The sequence below is a fragment of the Salinicoccus kekensis genome, assembly GCF_900220995.1.
In the GTDB taxonomy this organism is placed as follows: domain Bacteria; phylum Bacillota; class Bacilli; order Staphylococcales; family Salinicoccaceae; genus Lacicoccus; species Lacicoccus kekensis.
This window is the reverse complement of sequence record NZ_OBQF01000001.1, coordinates 606,746-626,509: the sequence shown is the minus strand read 5'-3', so window position 1 is coordinate 626,509 and position 19,764 is coordinate 606,746. Positions and strand designations below refer to the sequence as shown.

Below are 19,764 nucleotides of genomic sequence, written 5' to 3'. Positions count from 1 at the left end.
TGACATTTAATAATTAAATAGCGAGATGAGGCGCATCCATCATCAGTAACTTATTAGTCAGTTGATTCCCGTGAATCATATAAGTGAAAGGGTAAGATGCCGAAATGGTCCGTTCTTCGGGGAATGGACTGTTGGGCCAGAAGGTTAAGAGCTACTGGCTTGTCATTATTTTAAAGATAATGGAGTGCATCACTTGTATATAACACTTTAAACAAGTCCGGCACACCGGGCTTGTTTTTTTATTATCTTGGATGATCTCGTTCTTTAATACTATATTAGGAGGAATTTTGATGGTAAGTGTTGCAGTTGTTGGAGCTACCGGTGTTGTAGGCAGTAAATTGATAGAAATGCTGGAGCGTTATGAAATTAAATATGATGAACTGGTTTTATTTGCCTCCAAACGTTCTGCAGGCAAAGAAATCGAGGTCGGCGGTGAAACTTATACGATCCGGGAACTGACCGAAGAAGCGGCAAAGGAAAAGTATGACTATGTCGTCATGAGTGCCGGCGGTTCAACGAGTGAGAAATTTGCACCCCTGTTCGAAGAAAGCGGTGCAATCGTCATCGACAACTCGAGTTTCTGGAGAATGAAGGAAGATATCGACCTGATCGTTCCGGAAATCAATAAACCGAAGTTCAAGCGGAACATCATCGCCAACCCCAACTGCTCCACCATCCAGTCGGTTGTGGCATTGCAGCCGCTGCAGAAAAAATTCGGTGTGGAACGCGTGCACTATGCGACTTACCAGAGCGTTTCCGGATCGGGTGAAGGCGGCATACGGGACCTTGAAGAAGGTGCCAAAGGTGCTGAACCGACCACTTACCCGCGTCCGATCCATAATAACGTCCTGCCGCATATAGATGACTTTTTAGATGATGGTTACACAAAAGAAGAGAAGAAGATGATCGATGAGACCAAGAAAATCCTTGAGGATGATTCGATTGAAGTCACTGCGACATGTGTCCGGGTCCCGATCATCAGCAGCCATGCAGTCCAGATGAACGTCACGCTTGGACGGGAAGCGAGCGTCGAAGAAGTGAAGCAGTCATTTGAAGACCATCCGCATATCGTACTGATGGACAACCCTTCCGAAAACGAATATCCGACACCGCTTGATGCTGCAGACCGTCCTGAGATCTTCGTCGGCAGAATCCGCAGGGACCCTACTCTTCCGAATACATTCCATGTATGGTGTGTCGGCGACAACCTGCTGAAGGGTGCCGCACAGAATACGGTTCAGATCCTTAAATCAATCATGGATGATAAATAATTAATAGGAGTGTTATATATGAATCCAATTTTTGAAGGTATCGGCGTTGCAATGACGACCCCGTTCAATGATAACGAAGTGGATTACGACGCATTCAGAAGACATATAGAATACCTCATAGAAAATGATGCGCAGGCATTGATCGTAAACGGCACCACCGGGGAATCCCCGACGCTTTCAGCTGAGGAGATCGAAACGCTGATCAAAGTGGGCATTGATACCGTTGCCGGCCGAGTACCGGTCATCGCAGGCACAGGCACCAATTCCACGATGAGCTCCATCGAGCTTTCCAGATATGCCGAAGAAGCCGGTGCCGATGGTGTGATGCTCATCACACCTTATTACAACAAGGCGAACCAGAAAGGACTCATCGCCCACTTTACCGCAATTGCGGATGCAATCGACATTCCGGTCATCCTTTACAATGTACCGGGACGCACGGGCATGACGATCGAACCGGAAACCGTGGTCGAGCTGAGCAGACATTCCAATATCGTCGCTTTGAAAGATGCAGTCGGCGACTTGAACTATACGATCAAACTGATGAACATGATCGATCAGGAGGAGTTCGTACTGTATAGCGGCAATGACGACAATTTTGCAGACTTCATCCAGCTTGGCGGCAAAGGGCTGATCAGTGTGGTCGGCAACGTCATCCCGGGTGAGCTGCAGAGCATCTACAGCAGGCTGACGGAGGGCGATTATAACGCTAAACACACTTTCACGGGCCTTATGCCTTTGATTGAAGCCGTACAGGTTGATGTAAACCCGATTCCAATCAAAGCGTTGACAAGCGAACTCGGATTCGGCAACTATGAGCTGAGGCTGCCATTGCTTCCGGCGGAGGAAGAAATGCGCGCAGAAATAGTGAAAGCTTATGAAGCATTCAAAGAGGGTTCAAAAGTATGAAGGTATTACTCATCGGCTACGGCGCAATGAACCAGATCACCGAACGCCTGCTGCTCGAAGCAGGTCATGAAATTGCCGGTGTGATTGCCCGTAACAACAACTCAGATTATCCCGCATTTGAATCCATCGATGAAGCGGAGGCGGATGTCGCAATCGACTTTTCAAATCCCGAACTCCTCCTCCCTCTCATCGGGGAAGATTTCAAAACGCCCCTGGTCGTTGCAACGACAGGTGAAAAAGATACAATCGTCGAGACATTAAAGACAAGAAGTGCGAGCGCACCGGTTTTTTTTAGTGCGAATATGAGTTATGGTGTACATGTGCTTAATAATCTTCTGGCCAGTGCACTGGCACAGCTGGAAGATTTCGATTTGGAATTGATCGAAGCGCATCATAATAAAAAAGTCGATGCCCCGAGCGGCACCCTGGTGAAGCTTTTGGATACGGCGCTTGAACACCGCAGCGACAGTCATGCAGTGTATGACCGTTCAGATGTCTACCAGAAGAGGGACGCCAAAGAAATCGGCGTTTCCGCCATCAGGGGCGGCACCATCGTCGGTGACCACACCGCCCTGTTTGCCGGCCTGGATGAAGTGATAGAAATCAGGCACCGTGCCCAGTCGAAGGAGATTTTCGCAAACGGTGCGATCAAGGCAGCAGAGGTGCTTCAGCACAAGGCCGACGGCTTTTATGATTATAATAATTTGTTCAAAGGAGAATAATTAATGGAAAAGTTTACAGCAGAGGAAATCATTCAGTACATCTCGGATGCGAGGAAGGAAACACCTGTAAAAGTATACGCGAACGGCAATTTCGGGGATGTCACATTCCCTGAAAGCTTCAAAGTTTTTGGCTGCAAGAGCTCAAAGACGATATTTGCCGATTATGAGGAATTCAAGGAATTCCATCAGCAGAATGAAGATATTTTTACGGAGATTGAAATTGAGCAGGATCGCAGAAATTCGGCTATTCCATTAAAAGATCTTACAAATACAAAAGCACGAATCGAACCGGGTGCCTTCATCCGTGAACATGCCGTCATTGAAGATGGTGCAGTGATCATGATGGGTGCAACGATCAACATCGGCGCAATCGTCGGTGAAGGTACGATGGTCGATATGAACGCTTCACTCGGCGGACGTGCAACGACAGGTAAAAATGTCCACGTCGGTGCAGGTGCAGTGCTCGCAGGCGTCATCGAGCCGCCAAGCGCATCACCGGTCGTCATTGAAGATGATGTGCTGATCGGTGCGAATGCAGTGATACTAGAAGGTGTCCGTGTAGGTAAAGGCGCGATTGTTGCAGCAGGCGCAATCGTGACGGAAGATGTGCCTGAAGGTGCGGTTGTCGCAGGTACGCCGGCCAAAGTCATCAAACAGGCAAGCGAAGTTTCCGATTCCAAAAAAGAGATCGTTTCAGCACTAAGGAAGCTCAATGACTGAACTTGATTTTGTAACCGGACATCGCAGACATCTGCATGAAAATCCGGAACTCAGCATGAATGAGTTCGAAACAACATCTTATATAATAGAGGTTCTTGAATCTCTGGGTGTCACCTATACGCAACCACTCCCTACCGGGGTGGTTGCGTATTTAAAAGGTGAAAGTGACATCACGCTTGGGTTCCGTGCAGATATTGATGCTTTGCCGATACATGAAGAGAACGATGTCCCCTACAGAAGCAGAAATGACGGTGTGATGCATGCATGCGGGCACGATGGCCATACAGCCGCCCTGCTCCTGTTTGTGAGGCGGTGCAAGTCTTTATATGATGAAGGCAAGCTCCCCCACAACTGTTATTTCATTTTCCAGCCGAGTGAAGAGACGATGGCCGGCGCAAAGCAGCTGATCGACAGCTGGCCCGCCAGGAATGAGATTGATGCCATATTCGGCATACATATGATGCCTGACGAAGAGACTGGTCTCGCCCTGTTCAGGGACCATGAAATGACGGCAAGTGCCACGGAGTACCGTTTTTACATTAAAGGTGAATCCGCCCATGTTGCCAGTAAGCACAACGGTAAATCGGCAATAGAAGCGCTGATGTTCACCACCCGCGAAATATCGCAGATACAGCAGTTCCATCTCGACGGCCTGAACCGGAATATCATCCATCTTGGGCAGATGAATGCGGGGGAAGCGATTAATACAGTGCCGTCAAACGGTTATCTCGAAGGGACGATCCGGACCTACGAAGAAAATGATCTTGCGTTGATCAAAAGCCGGATGGAAAAAATCAGGGCAGGTGTCGAAAACCTTTATGGCTGTAAAGTCGAGGTGACATACAATGAAGGGTATCCGCCTGTCAAAAATGACTCTGTATTGAGACCCCTTGTCCATCAGAGCCTGGAAGCCTCCGGTTTCGAGGCCGTGATCAAGGAGAAACCTTATCTCTTTGGTGAGGATTTCAGCTTCTACAGTGAAGTCGCACCTGCGTACTTCGTCTTCATCGGTGCCGGAAACGAAGAAAAAGGGTTTACGAGCAGCCTCCATACCCCGACGTTCAACTTTGATGAAGCAGTGCTTCTCCGTGTGGCGGATTACTATGAAAATATATTGAAGAACTACAAGTTTTGAGGTTAAAGATATGAGTGGAATACTGACTATAGACAGAAAACAACTGGTTTCACAGGCAGTCCGGGTCCGGGATGGCATCCCGACCATTGCTGTCGTTAAGAACAATGCCTACAACTTCGGCCTCAAGCTTGTGGTGGAAGCGTTCCTGGAAGCAGGCATCAGCGCTTTTGCGACAACATCCCTGAAAGAGGCGGAAGCGATCAGGAAAATGACTGATGATTCGATGGTGTTTTTACTCAATCCCACCACTGAATTCGACAGTGTGAGAAGGCTCGATCTGAGCATCACCCTCCCCTCACTTGCATATTATGAAAAGTACCGGGAGGAACTTGCCGGCATCAGCATCCATATCGAATACGCCGGCCTGTTCAACCGGTCGGGTTTTGACAATTTCGGGGAAGTTGAACAGGTGCTGCATCATCAGGCCCAAATGGATGAATCAGAACGTTTCTGCCTCGAGGGGTTATGGTGCCATTTCGGCTATGCGGATGAATTCGACGGCAATTATGAAATAGAACGGAAAAGCTGGCTCGGGTTCCTGGCGGAATTTGACAGGCTCGACATCACTCCGGAATATATACATTCCCAGAATACCGCAAGCTTCGTCCGTGACGGCTTGCTGCCGGGACATACGCATACAAGGCTCGGAATCGGCTTATACGGCTCCAAGCCCTACTCCGGTTTGAATGATGAGATGTTCGTCCAGCCTTTTGAACTTTATTCCTCGGTGGTACAGATCAGGGATATGGACGAGAATATGCCAATGGGCTACGGCGGGTCTTTTGTCGCAGGACGCAGGACCAAAGTTGCGATCGTCGACATCGGGTACGGCGACGGTGTGCTCAGGAAACGGGCGGAATACGACTGCCTGATCAACGGGCGGCGCTACCCCATCGTCAGTCTGATGATGAGCCATATGCTCGTCGAGGTGGATGAGGCAGTTGCAACCGGCGACAGAGTATATATTTACCACCCTGAAATGCGCCTGGACGAATATACATTCAAAGGTGTCGGTGCAAATTCGGAACAGCTCGCAACCTTGAACTATAATACTTTAACGAAGGAGATCACAAATGAGTCTTGAATACCATAATGATAAACTGCAGTTTGGCGGCCAGGATGTCACTAGTATTGCCGAACGTTTCGGTACACCACTCATCATCTATGATGAAGCCCATATGAGGGGGATGATGAGAAGGTACCACACGGTCCTTTCATCACATGTGGAGCATTACTCGGTCTCCTATGCTTCGAAGGCCTTCACCTCCCTTCAGATGATACAGCTGCTGAAAGAGGAGGATATGGAAATCGATGTGGTCTCCTCAGGGGAATTGTATACTGCCATCAGGGGAGGCATCGATCCGTCCAGGATCAAGTTCCACGGTAATAATAAAACACCTGAAGAGCTCGAATTCGCCCTCGCCCAGGGGGTCACTTTATTCATCATTGATTCACTCGACGAGATCACCCTCCTGGATGAAATCGCAGATTCACCTGTGAATGTCCTGCTCAGGGTTAATCCGGGTGTCGATGTGGATACTCATGAGTTCATATCGACGGGACAGACCGACAGTAAATTCGGCCTGTCCATTGCAGACGGCACGGCGCTGAAGGCTGTGAAGGAGATTGAAAAGGCGGAAAACCTCGATTTCAAAGGTATCCATTACCATCTCGGTTCGCAGCTGTCCGATCCGGCCCCGTTCGTCAATGCACTGACGGCCGTATACGACTGGCTGAATGACCATGAGATAGAGATTGAAATCCTCAATATGGGCGGCGGCTTCGGTGTGCGCTATACGGATGAAGACATCAGGTTCCCTGTGGAAGAAGGCTTCGATGAAATCTTCACCCGGCTGAAAGAAATGACATCACAATACGGCTTCAGCATACCGCATGTCATCATCGAACCCGGCCGCTCGATAACAGCTGAAGCGGCGATCACGGTATATGAAGTCGGCACGGTGAAGGATATACCGGGCGTCAGCCGCTACGTCTCCGTAAACGGCGGCATGAGCGACCATATACGCACCCCGCTCTATGGGGCCGAATATGATATCATACCCGTCACGCAGCGTCCTGACGGTGCGGATAGCACTCCTGTCAATGTCGTCGGCAAACTCTGCGAGTCCGGTGACATCATAGGCAAAAATAAACCCCTGCCGGCGAATATCAGGCGTGGTGATCTTGTGGCTGTCAAAACCACAGGTGCATATCATTATTCGATGGCTTCAAACTATAATCAGATGCTGAAGCCTGCCGTAGTATTCATCACATCCGACGGTGTCAGGGAAGTCATCAAAAGACAGACGCTCGATCAGCTCATACAGAATGATGTGCTTATGGAAGATTGAAGATGAAATATAGAAACCCCCGTTCATCGGCTCAAAGAGCAGATGAACGGGGGTTTTATTCCAATAAATAACTCCGCCACGATCAGTGACGGAGTTCAATTGGCAATTTATGACAATCGTTGACTAATTTTTTAATTATAGTTTAACAACGTTTGCAGCTTGTGGGCCGCGGTCGCCTTCAACTACTTCGAATTCTACTGATTGACCTTCTTCAAGAGACTTGTAGCCTTCTTGATTGATTGCTGAGAAGTGAACGAATACGTCGTTTTCTCCTTCAATCTCGATAAAGCCAAAACCTTTTTCTGCATTGAACCATTTTACTGTACCTTGTTTCATTGATTGTTCCTCCAAAAGACTATATTACAATAGCAAATAAAATCATAGTCCTGAAAAAATAGAAAATCTAGTCTTTCTCAAACATGTTTCTATTGCTTATTGATATGTAAAGTATACTAAAGATAGTACACTTTTGCAAACACAAATTCATTAAATATTCATATTTGTCCGGACTTCCAGGAATTCTCTGTCTTTAAGGCAAAGCGGAGTATAGTAAATCTGCAGATCCTCTTCACACTCTTCACAGTATTCCAGTTCACATGCATTGAAAAAAGCGCAGAGGCCATACTTGCCTTTCTGACAGGAATGAAATTCCGCGGTCATTTCTTGCACGAGCTGTCTGTAATACCGGATCATGGCATCTTCGGAATCGAAATCCCTGATGTCGATCAGATCCTCCTGCCATCCTTCAAATAGCCACCAACCTTCATAATCAGCTTTTAAAACGGCCACTTGATACATTTTTAAAACTCCTAACCGGGTCATTGAGATAATAGTCATATTATATACGCGAATAATTAGCAATATCAAGCAGAAACTTTTATAATTGTTAATAAGAGGTGGGAACATGGAAGCTAGATTGATTACTTTAAGTGGAAGAGTACAGGGTGTGGGATTCAGATATCACACCAAAACCATTGCCGATCAATACGGGATAAAGGGATATGCCAAAAATTTGACGGCGGATGTCGAAGTGTTCGCCCAGGGAGAAGTGTCCTCTCTTGAACGGTTCACCGATGAGGTGATCAACGGTCCCGCGCCTGCATCCCGTATAGATGAGTATACAGTGGATTCTGTAGAACCGGAAGAGAAATACACTGACTTCAAAACTTTATGATGATTGCAGGTGTTAACATATGAAATTCAACATTTCACGTTGGACTGCAACTTTAGTCGCCATACCGGCTTCAATCGTGACCGGCCTGACATCAATGCTTGCTCTGGATTTTCACCTGTTCTTTGACATGCTGGTCGGTGCAGGTGGATTTTTTGCAGCCTACCTCCCCACCCAGTCTGTCAGTTTCAACAGGCAGCTGAAGGAGTACGGTCTGACTAAAAGTGAGTATAAGTATATACAGTCCCAACTGAAAGAAGCAAAGGAAAAGATGAACCGTCTCAGGCAGAGCTACTACAATATACGTACATTGAAAGATGCCAAGCTCATCTTCGATATCAACCGGATAGTCAAATCCATCGTCACCACCGTCGAAGATAATCCAAAGGTATTTTACAATGTACAGCAATTTTTCCATTCCAATCTGGACTCGGCGGTGAACACCATCGAACAGTATTTGTTCTTATACAGGATGCCCGGGAAATCCAAGGAGGAAAAAATCAAGCTGCATGAGACGAGATTGTCCATGCTTGAGCTGAAGCGGACGCTGCAGTCCAATCTCTCACATATGAACCGGCCGGCTTACCAGTCACTGGAAGTCGAAAAGGATATCATCAGCTTGAACAGGAAACGTTCCGGCAGAAAAATGCAGCTCGAGAACAAAATGGATGAACAAAAAGTGAATATCCCGGACCAGGAACGGGAAAAGGTCAGCATCCCCAAACAGGAACGGGAAAAAGTAAAAGTGTTTAGGAGTGACAATGATGAATCAGAAAAATGATAATGATTTGAAGGATCAGCTTCTGAGTGATCCGTTCAGCACGGCGTCGACTTCAGACTACCCTGCCCTGCAGCCGGAAAAGGCGGAAACCGACGGGGAGAGGGAAAGCAGTGTATTGACGACTTTCAAAGAACAGTTCAGCGAAGAAGATATGAAGCGCATCAAAGACATAAAATCAAAGATCGAGCCTCTCGACAATGACGCACTGATCACCTATGGTTCCAACGCCCAGCAGGCGTTGTCCAAGTTCTCCCATCAGATGTTGAATGAAGTCCAGTCGAAAGATGTCGGGCCCATCGGCGATACACTTGAGAACCTTATGAAGAAGCTGAAGGAAATCGATCCTGATGAGCTGACGAATGATAAAAAGAATATAGTCAGCCGTCTGTTCGGCAGAATGAAAAAATCAGTCAACGAACTGATTTCGAAGCATCAGAGCGTCGCTTCGCAGGTCGACCGCATCAGCATACAGCTGGAACACGCTAAAGAAGTCCTGATCAAGGATGTACACCTGCTTGATAACTTATATGATCAGAACAAAGATTATTTCGACGCGATAAACATCTATATCGCAGCGGCTGAGCTTAAGAAGGAAGAAATAGAAACGGAAGTGCTGCCTGCATTGAGGACCAAGGCGGATGAATCCGGAAATCAGATGGATGTCCAGGACGTCAATGATATGATGCAGTATTTGAACCGTCTTGAAAAAAGGGTCCATGACTTGAAACTTTCCAGACAGATCACCCTCCAGTCGGCACCTCAGATCAGGATGATACAAAACATCAACCAGACACTCGCCGAAAAGATCCAGAGCTCCATACTGACAAGCATTCCTTTATGGAAAAACCAGATGGCGATCGCACTCACCCTGCTCCGCCAGGAGTCTGCATCGAAAGCACAGCAGGCAGTGACCAACACCACCAATGATCTGCTGACTAAAAACTCCGAGATGCTGAAGCAGAATTCACTGCGTACAGCGCGTGAAAATGAGCGGGGCATCGTGGATATAGAGACCTTGAAAGTGACCCAGGAGAACCTTGTCACCACCATCGAAGAGACACTCCAGATCCAGGCAGAGGGTTCGCAGAAACGTAAAGAAGCGGAAACGGAACTCGTTCAAATGGAAGAGGATCTGAAGAAGAGATTGCTGCAGCTGAAGGAAGAACATAGGTACTAACCAAAAAACGGTGCACCCCACTAATCGGGCGCACCGTTTTTTATTGTCTTAGAACAGCTGCATTGAAAGGAAAATGACGAACGTCACCGTGATGCTGCTCAGCAATGTGCTGTACAGGACGATCTGGGCATGAAGTTCCGGTTCGACATCGTACTCAAGTGCAAGGGTCGCTGTATTCCTCGATGTTGGGAAAGCACTGGCGATGAACAGTGATTGCGCGATGACGCCTTCCAGACCGATCGTGAATATTAAAATCAGCGCTACGACAGGTCCGACGACCAGACGTCCAAATAGGCTCCAGGGGATGACTTTATGGAATGTGCGGATTTTTATGCTTTCAAGCTGTGCACCGAGCAGGATCAGAGCAAGGGCGGCGAATCCGCCTGCGAGCTGTTCAATCGGTACGAGCAGGAAAGTTGGTATCGGTGCATCGAATATCTTAAACAAAATCGCAATTGCGAGTGCATGTATGATCGGCAGTTTGAGCAGATCACGCAGCAGCTCGATGATCGACTTTGAAGCGGAAATCAAATTATACAGCCCGTAAGTGAATGTGAGGAGGTTCTGGACCACAAGTACGATGATCTGCACCGAAACGCCGAGCGGGTTCGAACTGAAAACCAGCTGGCTGACCGGCAGTCCGTAGTTTCCGGAGTTCATCAGGGAGATGCTGTTTTTAAGGGCGGTCGCTTCCCCGTTTTCCAGGTTCAACAGACGGCTCAATATATTGCTCAATATGATCAGTATACTGATGAACAGTGATAAATAAAGGAAGAGCTGCACAACTAAAGAGAAATTGATTTCTGCATGATAGATGTTGATGAAGACTGCAGCGGGCATGAAGCAATATGTTACGAGATTGGCGATCGGTCTCAGCCTGAACTGGAATTTCCTTTGAAGCAGAAGACCAATCCCAAGAAGTATTAAAATAGGGACGATGACGTCCATGAAGACGGGAATGATATAATTCAACCCGAATCATCTCTTTTCTATATCATAAGATAATCTTATTATAACATGGATAAATCATAAGTAATAGTGTTATGATGATATGAAAAACTTATAACAGGCAATAAAAAAGCGGCGCACATTGTGCGTCGCTTTAAATATTTTCATCAAGTATACTTCACTCTTGGTTTCTTCATGCCGATCAAATACCCAATGATATAACCGATGATCACAAGAGGAATCCATTCGAACGATGCATTGAACAGCGGCAGCGCTTCAAGAAATGACATTTCAGCCCAGCCATTTCTGTGGACCACCGCCAGTATGCTGGTTATGATGACCAACACAACCGGTATCTGAAGCGCAAGGCGCGGTGTCGGTACAAAATAACTGGTGATCAGTAATAACACGGATGTCATGGCAATCGGATAAATGATGGACAATACAGGTACACTTGTCGTTATAACCTGATCGAGCCCCTGGTTTGCCAGTCCGAATGAAATTAATGTGAAAAGGACTACAAAAACTCTGTAAGGCACTTTAGAGACTATGCTGTTGAAATATTCACTAACGGCTACAATCAGTCCGGCACCCGTAGTGATACATGCGAGCAATACGATAAGACCCAGTAAAATCGCTCCGAAACCGCCATATGCATCGGCTGATATATATGTCAGTAGGAAGGTTCCAAGGTTTTGTTCATCGGGTGCTGTACCTGAAAGGTCGACCCTGTTGCCGAGCCAGCCCAGGGAAACGTACACAAGACCGAGCAGCAATGCTGCCAATGAAGCTGACTTGATCGTGCCGAACAACAGAGCTTTCCTGCTTTTGACGCCGGTGGCGCGTATTGCATTCAGGACGATGACGGAGAAAGCGATTGCGGCGATTGCATCCATCGTCAGGTACCCTTCTGTAAAGCCTGCTGAGAATGGTGCTTCGGTATTGAACCCTTCCCCGGCAGGATTGACAGGGTTGGTTATGTACATTGTAATCGCTGTAATCACCAGCAGTGCAATTGAGATCAGCAGTAATGGTGTAAGTATTTTACCAATGCTGTCCGCAATGGAACCGGGATTCCAGCTCAGTGCAAACACGACTATGAAGAACAGCAGGGAAAATATCAGGAGTGAAATCCCGCTCGGCGAATCCAGGAAAGGAATCACGCTCATTTCATATGCCGTCGTTGCAGTCCTCGGTATGGCGAAGAATGGCCCGATCGTCAAGTAAATGACCACGAGCAGCCCGATGGCAAAAGCCGGATGAATCGCTTTCAGTGATTCTTTATAACCTTCTTTAGAGATCGATCCCACGATGACACCGAGCAATGGCAGCCCGACGCCTGTGATGACGAAGCCCAATATTGCAAGCCAGAAAAAATCCCCGCTTACAAAGCCAAGGCCGGGTGGGAATATTAAGTTACCTGCACCAAAGAACATTGCAAATAACATGAAACCTACTATAAAAACGTTTTTCGTACTCATTTTTGTATCCATGTGTGAGCCCCCGTATAATCTGAAATTATAGAACTATTCTATCTCATTCAATCAATAAAGTCCATAAGATTTTAAACTTTCAGATTTCAGACTATATTTCAATTGATGTAAATTAGTTTATAAGTGACAATAATATCTTTTTAAGCGTATTGGCGACTGCATGTGCCATTTCATGGGCATGCGCGACCAGGATGGTGTTGTTACCATATATGTTCCTGATGGATTCAATGGTCTGTTCATCACTTTCTTCACTGATGAAGACATTGATGATATGGATATTCTCCCTTTTTGCGATATTGACCGCCTCATGCGTGTCTACAATGCCACTCTGGTTATAATCTTCTGCGCTTGGCAGTCCGTCGGAGAACATGATGATGAAACGGTCATTTTCACTTCGTGACTTCAATAAGGAAATTTCATGCTTCAATATGAAACCGTCCCTGTTGTCACCGGATGCTTCAATATCCAGTATGGAGACGGGATAATAATAATTGGACTTATCAAAATCCATATGTTCGTATACCTTGTTTGGAAAGCTTTCCGGACCGACCTCGAAAGTGTCTTCGTGATGGGATATGATCCTGTGCTTTATATTCAGTGACTTTAAAATGTTATTGAAGACGATGACACCCGCAATCGCATTTTCGAGATGGGGTTCCATTGAAAAGGACCGGTCGATGATTAAAGTGAAGACGGCATCAATTTCCCTCGACTCCGAACGCTCCTTGACGAACAGCTTATGACTCCCTTCGACAATGGGCATCGTCGGGTTTTTCATCAATTTTCCGCTCGACTGGTTCATCCGGATTTCATTTTGCTTATGATTCAAAAGCTGTTGCAGGTCGCCCACCGCCTGTCTGCTCACACTTCTGTATTGATTGTAAAGTTCCCTGTACTTTTGATAGTCATTCAGATTGACCTTGGGGCTGGTTCTCTCCAGTATGGCATGGCGGTTTGTCGATGCTTTATCCCTGAAGGTGTTCTCTCCGCGGTTGCTTCCGAAACCTTCATTGTAGTCATCTACATCATCGTCATACATGTTCACCTTCCTGCTTTTGGACCTCCGGGCATTGGCTGCCTCCTGGACCTCGCCGAGAACACTGGCATCCTTCGCCGCCCCGCTCGTCTTTGTATCGACCGTACTTTTCTCATCCTCATCAACCTCATCATCTTCCGAAGGCAGTGCCTCGGGATCTTTTCTGAAGTCATTGCTTTTAATGAAGGCATCGAGGTCGCTGAAGGAAATATCATGTATTGGAATGAAACCGGAAGTGTCGAAACCCGGTATTTTGGCCACTTCATCGAAGAATGTTTCCGCTTTGATTATGCTTTCTTCAGTGGAGTCCGACTCCATGTCAAAAGGGATGCCCTCATATTCAAAGACATCCTCGTACTGCAGGATCTTCAAGTTCATACGGCGCAGGAAATCATCAGCCGCATTTTCCGTCTGCCTGGAATAATGCTGTCTTAAAATCCCGTCCCCTTCCTCTAAAAGCTTTTTGATGACCGGCCTTTCCTTCACTGCATTTTTCCGCAACCTGAAGTATTCGATCGATAAAAATATCTGCCTCAGGTACCCGTCCCGATCCATCATTTCAGTGTACCTGGTATAATCCAGAGTTTCCTCTGCGTTGTAATGTGTATAGATATCATGTTTGAAGCCGTCAAGTTCATTGATATCATTCCTGTGCTTCCAGAACATACTGAAATTCAAAACATTTTTATACGGATTGAAGTAGGAATATTTCTGGACATTGACGGTCAGCTCCCGGTTCCTGAAAAGAAGGCGTGCGAGATCGGTCAGCTCCATCATATTTCTGGAATCGACCAGTTCATCATTGAATTTGATAAAAGAATACGTCATATTTTAATCACTACTCAAAATGTAATTTAAAAGCATTGTATATCGCCGTTTTCTCCTGGTCATTGTCCAATTTGTCGGTGACCGTCCGCTGCAGGGCTCTATCCGGAGGAATCAGGGTGCTTAAATCTGAAAGGTCCAGCAAACTCCTCACACTGGATGACTCCTTTGATATCTGGCCCTGTCTGGTCATCGTCACGAGATCTTTATGAAAATCAGTCAGTTTCCTTAAAACGTCAGGATTATCCTGAAGACTTTGATTTTCTAAAATCTCCAGAAGTGCATCATCGGACACATAGTCGATTTCCACGACATTGAAACGGTTGAGCAGCGCTTCATTCATCGGCATGGTGCCGGCGTAACCGATGTTTATCGCTGCAATGACGATGAAATCTTCATCAGCGGTGATTTCCTCCCCGGTCAACGGGTTCATCAAAGTCCTGCGGTAATCAAGGGCGGCGTTGAGTATCGGCAGCACTTCCGGCTTGGCCATGTTGATTTCATCGATATAGAGTATATGACCATTTTTCATTGCCCTGATAACCGGTCCGTCGACAAAGATGATTTCCTGCTGCCCTTCTTCATACTCAATCGTCTTGAAACCGAGCAGGGACTCCATATCGATGTCGACAGAGCAGTTGATGCTCACCATCTCGCGACCGAATTCGGCGGCGAGGTCATCAGCAAGGCGGGTTTTCCCCGCCCCGGTCGGCCCTTTTAAAAGCAGGTTCTTACCCAGTTTCAAGATGTTGAATGAATCATGATGAATCGCCTCATCTTCATGCCTGAATTTAAAACCGGCCATTTCACTCATCCGCATCTTCGAAGTAGGTCTTATAGTAACCGCCGACTTTGCCTGAATTATCTTTTACGAATATATACTCTTCGGTTTCATTGACCACGGTATAAGTTTTGCCTTCAGTAAGCATATCATTGACTTTATATTTCTCGGCATCCGTATGTCTGACCTTCACTTTCCTCAAATCATTATCCTGCCATGTCTCATGTAACATCATTCATTCTCCATTCCTTTATTAAAGTCTCTATATTTTAACATAATAAAAACAAGATACTGAAAATAGTATCTTGTTTTTATGAATTTTAACCTTCGAGCAAAAGATCTTCAGGATTTTCAATCAATTCTTTGATGGTCTTGAGGAAATTCACTGAATCTTTGCCGTCGATCACTCTGTGGTCGTAGCTCAGCGCGATGTACATCATCGGACGCACTTCAACAGATCCATCCGGCATTGCCACAGGACGTTTCTGGATGGTGTGCATACCGAGGATGCCGGCTTGTGTGCCATTCATGATCGGTGTTGATAACAGTGAACCGAAGACACCGCCGTTTGTGATCGTAAATGATCCGCCGGTCATCTCATCCAGTGATAATTTTTTCTCGATAGCCTTCGTTGCGAGACTTGCAATATCTGCTTCTATTTCAGCAAAAGTTTTACGGTCGCAGTCTCTGACAACCGGTACTACGAGCCCTTCCTCAGTGGAAACAGCAACACCGATATCGTAGAACTGTTTATAGATCATTTCATCGCCGTCGATTTCAGCATTCACCGCAGGGAACTGTCTCAGAGCAGCCACTGAAGCTTTAGTGAAGAATGACATGAATCCGAGTCTTGTGCCGTCATGCTTCTCCTGGAATGCTTCCTTTTTCCGCTTTCTGAGTTCCATGACATTCGTCATGTCCACTTCGTTGAAAGTCGTCAGCATTGCAGTATTCTGCTTCACTTCGTGCAGACGCTTGGCAATTGTCTGACGGCGTCTTGACATCTTCTCCCTGATGACAGGCTTTTCAGGCTGTGCATTGGACTGCTGCTTCTCAGGCTTGCTTTCAGATTTTTTGCTTTCTGCTTCCTGATTCTTTTTGGAAGCTTCGTGATTCTCGACATCCTGGGAACGGACATGGCCTCTTGGATCTCCTGCATTGATTTCCTTAAGTGAGAGGCCTTTCTCACGTGCCAGTTTCCTTGCAGCAGGCGACGCGACGATGCGGTCGGTACCTTCGTCTTTGCTTTCATCTTCACTTTCATCTTTAGAGTCTTCTTTGGAAGTTTCTTCATCCTTGGATTCCTCTTTTGAAGCCGAGTCTTTTTCTTCATCCTTGGATGCTGAAGATTCCTTTCCTTCTTCTTCCTTGCCTTCTGGTGATGAACCTTCGCCGCTTTCATCTACGACAGCGACGACCTGCCCTACTTCAACAGTGTCTCCTTCTTCTGCTTTCAGCTCTGTAATCACACCGGATTCTTCACTGATCACTTCGACGTTGACTTTGTCTGTTTCAAGCTCAAGTATGTTTTCTCCTTTTTCTACGGAGTCACCCACACCTTTTAACCAGGACGCAATCGTCCCTTCCGTAATCGATTCAGCCAGTTCTGGAATTTTAACTTCTGCCATTATTCATCCTCCTGCACTTTCATTGCATTTTCTATAATATTTTGTTGAATCCTCTTGTAAGTTTCAGCGTCCCCTTCAGCTGGTGAAGATGATACCGGACGGCCGACATAGGAGCGCTTGACGTTCTCCGGTAAAATGTCGAGTATCTTCGGTAAAACGGAGCTGTATGCACCCATGTTCTTCGGTTCTTCCTGGACGAAACGGACTTCATCGAGATTTTCAATGCTCTCGAGCAGAGCTTTGATATCTTCATCCGGGAAAGGGTAGAGCTGTTCGATCCTTACGATCACCACTTCATCGGATGGATTGTCCCTGTGATGCGCCAGCAGATCAACTGCCATCTTGCCATGTGCCAGGACGACCTTCTTGACCTTGGACTTATCATGTTCTTCAACGATGATCTCCCTGAAATGATTGCCGATAAAGGCATCCAGAGGATCGCTGACCATTTGGTTTCTGAGCAGACTTTTCGGTGTCATGATGACAAGCGGACGCATCTTTTCCGTATTCAAATATTTCGCCTGTCTTCTTAACAGGTAGAAATAGTTTGCGGTGCTCGTAAGATTGGCGACGGTCATATTGTAGTTTGCACACAAATGAAGGAATCTCTCAAGCCTTGCACTCGAGTGCTCAGGGCCCTGCCCTTCCTGTCCGTGAGGCAGGAACAGAGTGAATCCGCTCGTCTCTCCCCATTTCTCATTTCCGGATGACATGAAGTTATCAAAGTAAACCTGCGCCATGTTGGCAAAGTCACCGTATTGGGCTTCCCATATGACCATGGCTTCCTTGTTCTCCACGTTGTATCCATAGTCGAAGCCGACGACTGCTGCTTCGGACAAAGGTGAGTTATGGATGTCGAACGTGGCTTTGGCATCAGGGACATGGTGCAGCGGAATGAATTCCTCACCGGTCTCGGAGTCATGGAGCACCGCGTGCCTGTGGGCAAACGTCCCCCTCTGGGAATCCTGGCCGGTCAATCTGATTGGAGTGCCATCCTGAGTGATCGTTGCAAATGCCAGCGCTTCAGCATGCGCCCAGTCGACCAGGGCCGAATCGTCTTCGAAAGGCAGCTTGCGGCGGTCAAGCACCTGCCTCAGCTTCTTGAATACCGTGAAGTCTTCGGGATAACCGAACAGGGCATCATTGATTTCTTCAAGCCTTTCACGGGTGATCTCCGGCTCTTCATCATTTGAAAGCCCTTCCTGAATTGTTTCAGGCACTGCGATTGAGGATTTGATAACGGTATCATTTTTATCTATCTTATCGTGTGCTTCACGCATTCTTTTGAAGGCGTTGTCGATGATATCCTCTTTTTCCTCTTTGGAAATGATCTTTTCTTCAATGAGCTGGTTGCCGTAAATATGTTCTATCGTATCATGTGCTTTGACTTCCCGGTACAGCATTGGATTCGTCGTACTCGGTTCATCCATTTCATTATGTCCGAAACGGCGGTAACCGATTAAGTTTATGACGGCATCCTTGTTGAACTCCTGACGGTATCTGAAAGCAAGTTCCATCGCTCTCATCACATGCTCAGGTTTATCCGCATTGACATGGAAGACCGGCAGGTCAAAACTCAGTGCCGCTGCAGATGCGTGATCCGTCGAGCGGGCGTCGAACTCTTCGGTGGTGAAGCCGATACGGTTATTCGCGATGATGTGTATTGAACCGCCTGTTCTGTATCCGTCGAGATTCCCAAGGTTCAGAGTTTCGAAAACGACACCCTGCGCTGCGAAAGCGGCATCGCCGTGGACCATGACGGCAAGTGAACGGTTGAAGTCCAGTTCAGGAAATCCATTCCGGTCCGTACTTTCCTGTTCAGCCCTCGTCTTACCCTGGATTACAGGACTGACGACTTCGAGGTGGCTCGGGTTGTTTGCCAAAGTGATCTGCTGCTCTATGCCTTTATCCGTCCTCGTCTTGGAACCGCCGAGGTGATATTTGACATCCCCTGCCCAACCCGAAGTGAGCGTCAGTGAATCATCTTCAGGCAGGAACTTCATCGGGTCTGTATGCATGAATTCGCTGAGCATCATTTCATATGGCTTTTGAAGGACATGCGTCAAAACGTTCAGTCGGCCTCTGTGAGCCATGCCGATCTGAAGATTTGGAATCTCTTTCTCGGCCATAAGTGCGAGAAGATGATCGAACATCGGCACTAAAGTATCCAGACCTTCGATAGAGAACCTTTTTGCACCAACAAAATTTTTGTGCAGATATTTTTCAAAACCTTCGACTTTGGACAGCAGTTTAAAAAGTTCGATTTTCTCTTCGGAAGTTAAATTGACTTCATCCTGGTTCTCAATCGTCTTTTTCAACCAGGTCCTTTCTTTCGAATCATTGATGTGCATGAACTCATAGGCAATCGGGCCTGTATAGACCTCATACAGATGATTGAATGCCTCATTTGCATTCTCATAGAGTGAACCAAGGTGCGGGCTCACGAGTGATGCAGGTACATCCTTCAAAAGTTCTTCAGAAATACCGTGCGATTTGAAATCAAGAGCGGGTGCATTCTTTATATCAGGCTTGTAAACAGGATAGATATCCGCTTTCAAGTGTCCGAATAATCTGATTTCATCAAGCAGGCGAAGCATCCCCTTAACATTCTGCTTCGCATTGTCGTCCAGGCCGCCATCCTGTGATGTGCCGAGACTTTCGAACAGTGTACGCATTTCTTCGCTGACACTGTCCGGATTTTCCAAATAAGAATCGTGAATGTCAAGAAGCAAACCTAAATTCGTTCCGAATCTGAGTGGCGCCTCTTCATAGGCTTTCCCTTCCATCTTTGCAGCACCTCTTTAGTATTATGTGTT

The 19,764-nt window shown here is 46.7% G+C and carries 19 protein-coding genes and 1 riboswitch; of the genes, 10 read left to right on the top strand and 9 right to left on the bottom strand.

All coding sequences use genetic code 11. From position 1 onward, the window contains the following. The first annotated feature begins 17 nt into the window (after nt 1–17). Nucleotides 18–198, top strand: a riboswitch (Lysine riboswitch). A 92-nt stretch (nt 199–290) separates the two neighbouring features. Genes CRN96_RS03150 through lysA form a run of 7 tightly spaced genes read left to right on the top strand, consistent with a single transcriptional unit; the run spans nt 291 to nt 7,108 of the window. Next, nucleotides 291–1,271 (top strand): aspartate-semialdehyde dehydrogenase, encoded by a 981-nt coding sequence (locus CRN96_RS03150; RefSeq protein ID WP_097039062.1) that lies wholly within the window; start codon nt 291–293, stop codon nt 1,269–1,271. 18 nt (nt 1,272–1,289) lie between these two features. Continuing rightward, nucleotides 1,290–2,180 (top strand): 4-hydroxy-tetrahydrodipicolinate synthase, encoded by an 891-nt coding sequence (gene dapA, locus CRN96_RS03145; RefSeq protein WP_097039060.1) that lies wholly within the window; start codon nt 1,290–1,292, stop codon nt 2,178–2,180. After that, nucleotides 2,177–2,902 (top strand): 4-hydroxy-tetrahydrodipicolinate reductase, encoded by a 726-nt coding sequence (dapB, locus tag CRN96_RS03140; protein ID WP_097039058.1) that lies wholly within the window; start codon nt 2,177–2,179, stop codon nt 2,900–2,902. The genes dapA and dapB overlap by 4 nt, the downstream gene beginning before the upstream one ends. Before the next feature lie 3 nt (nt 2,903–2,905). Continuing rightward, nucleotides 2,906–3,622 (top strand): 2,3,4,5-tetrahydropyridine-2,6-dicarboxylate N-acetyltransferase, encoded by a 717-nt coding sequence (dapD, locus tag CRN96_RS03135; RefSeq protein ID WP_097039055.1) that lies wholly within the window; start codon nt 2,906–2,908, stop codon nt 3,620–3,622. Further along, a complete protein-coding gene (locus tag CRN96_RS03130; protein WP_097039053.1) occupies nt 3,615–4,757 on the top strand; it encodes a M20 metallopeptidase family protein in 1,143 nt (380 codons plus the stop codon). The genes dapD and CRN96_RS03130 overlap by 8 nt, the downstream gene beginning before the upstream one ends. Nucleotides 4,758–4,767: 10 nt before the next feature. Continuing rightward, nucleotides 4,768–5,841, top strand: a complete 1,074-nt coding sequence (locus CRN96_RS03125; RefSeq protein WP_097039051.1) for an alanine racemase — start codon at nt 4,768–4,770, stop codon at nt 5,839–5,841. Continuing rightward, nucleotides 5,831–7,108 (top strand): diaminopimelate decarboxylase, encoded by a 1,278-nt coding sequence (gene lysA, locus CRN96_RS03120; protein ID WP_097039049.1) that lies wholly within the window; start codon nt 5,831–5,833, stop codon nt 7,106–7,108. Before CRN96_RS03125 ends, lysA begins: the two co-directional genes overlap by 11 nt. A 135-nt stretch (nt 7,109–7,243) precedes the next feature. On the opposite strand, the gene cspA is transcribed toward lysA, so the two are convergent. Together cspA and CRN96_RS03110 are read right to left on the bottom strand one after the other, a co-directional pair. Then, the gene (gene cspA / locus CRN96_RS03115; protein WP_017548994.1) at nt 7,244–7,444 is read right to left on the bottom strand and encodes a cold shock protein CspA; all 201 of its coding nucleotides are present in this window, start codon (nt 7,442–7,444) and stop codon (nt 7,244–7,246) included. A gap of 150 nt (nt 7,445–7,594) precedes the next feature. Continuing rightward, nucleotides 7,595–7,906 carry a DUF1033 family protein gene (locus CRN96_RS03110; protein WP_097039047.1) on the bottom strand — a complete coding sequence of 104 codons (312 nt, stop codon included), beginning with the start codon at nt 7,904–7,906 and terminating at the stop codon, nt 7,595–7,597. 106 nt (nt 7,907–8,012) lie between these two features. Here CRN96_RS03110 and CRN96_RS03105 point away from each other — a divergent pair, with 106 nt between their 5' ends. The 3 genes from CRN96_RS03105 to CRN96_RS03095 are packed head-to-tail and all read left to right on the top strand — an operon-like array spanning nt 8,013 to nt 10,237. Next, the gene (locus CRN96_RS03105) at nt 8,013–8,282 is read left to right on the top strand and encodes an acylphosphatase (protein WP_097039045.1); all 270 of its coding nucleotides are present in this window, start codon (nt 8,013–8,015) and stop codon (nt 8,280–8,282) included. Between the two features lie 19 nt (nt 8,283–8,301). Further along, nucleotides 8,302–9,060 (top strand): 5-bromo-4-chloroindolyl phosphate hydrolysis family protein, encoded by a 759-nt coding sequence (locus tag CRN96_RS03100; protein ID WP_097039043.1) that lies wholly within the window; start codon nt 8,302–8,304, stop codon nt 9,058–9,060. Then, a complete protein-coding gene (locus CRN96_RS03095) occupies nt 9,044–10,237 on the top strand; it encodes a toxic anion resistance protein (RefSeq protein ID WP_097039041.1) in 1,194 nt (397 codons plus the stop codon). Before CRN96_RS03100 ends, CRN96_RS03095 begins: the two co-directional genes overlap by 17 nt. Before the next feature lie 48 nt (nt 10,238–10,285). Here the strand turns inward: CRN96_RS03095 and CRN96_RS03090 are convergent, their stop codons facing one another. The 7 genes from CRN96_RS03090 to CRN96_RS03060 form a co-directional block, all read right to left on the bottom strand. Beyond that, nucleotides 10,286–11,185: an AEC family transporter gene (locus tag CRN96_RS03090; protein ID WP_143544285.1), complete on the bottom strand. Its 900-nt coding sequence runs from the start codon at nt 11,183–11,185 to the stop codon at nt 10,286–10,288. A 167-nt stretch (nt 11,186–11,352) separates the two neighbouring features. Beyond that, nucleotides 11,353–12,666: a branched-chain amino acid transport system II carrier protein gene (gene brnQ, locus CRN96_RS03085; RefSeq protein WP_097039683.1), complete on the bottom strand. Its 1,314-nt coding sequence runs from the start codon at nt 12,664–12,666 to the stop codon at nt 11,353–11,355. 124 nt (nt 12,667–12,790) lie between these two features. Further along, nucleotides 12,791–14,542: a vWA domain-containing protein gene (locus CRN96_RS03080; RefSeq protein ID WP_097039038.1), complete on the bottom strand. Its 1,752-nt coding sequence runs from the start codon at nt 14,540–14,542 to the stop codon at nt 12,791–12,793. 10 nt (nt 14,543–14,552) lie between these two features. Then, entirely contained in the window at nt 14,553–15,344 is a 792-nt protein-coding gene (locus tag CRN96_RS03075; RefSeq protein ID WP_097039036.1) for an ATP-binding protein, read from the bottom strand. Nucleotide 15,345: 1 nt separating this feature from the next. Then, nucleotides 15,346–15,552, bottom strand: coding sequence for a DUF6501 family protein (locus CRN96_RS03070; RefSeq protein ID WP_097039034.1), 207 nt, complete (start codon nt 15,550–15,552; stop codon nt 15,346–15,348). An 88-nt stretch (nt 15,553–15,640) separates the two neighbouring features. Beyond that, complete coding sequence (gene odhB, locus CRN96_RS03065) at nt 15,641–16,948, bottom strand: 2-oxoglutarate dehydrogenase complex dihydrolipoyllysine-residue succinyltransferase (RefSeq protein ID WP_097039031.1); 1,308 nt, start codon at nt 16,946–16,948, stop codon at nt 15,641–15,643. Next, a complete protein-coding gene (locus CRN96_RS03060; RefSeq protein WP_097039029.1) occupies nt 16,948–19,734 on the bottom strand; it encodes a 2-oxoglutarate dehydrogenase E1 component in 2,787 nt (928 codons plus the stop codon). Before CRN96_RS03060 ends, odhB begins: the two co-directional genes overlap by 1 nt. Nucleotides 19,735–19,764 lie beyond the last annotated feature (30 nt).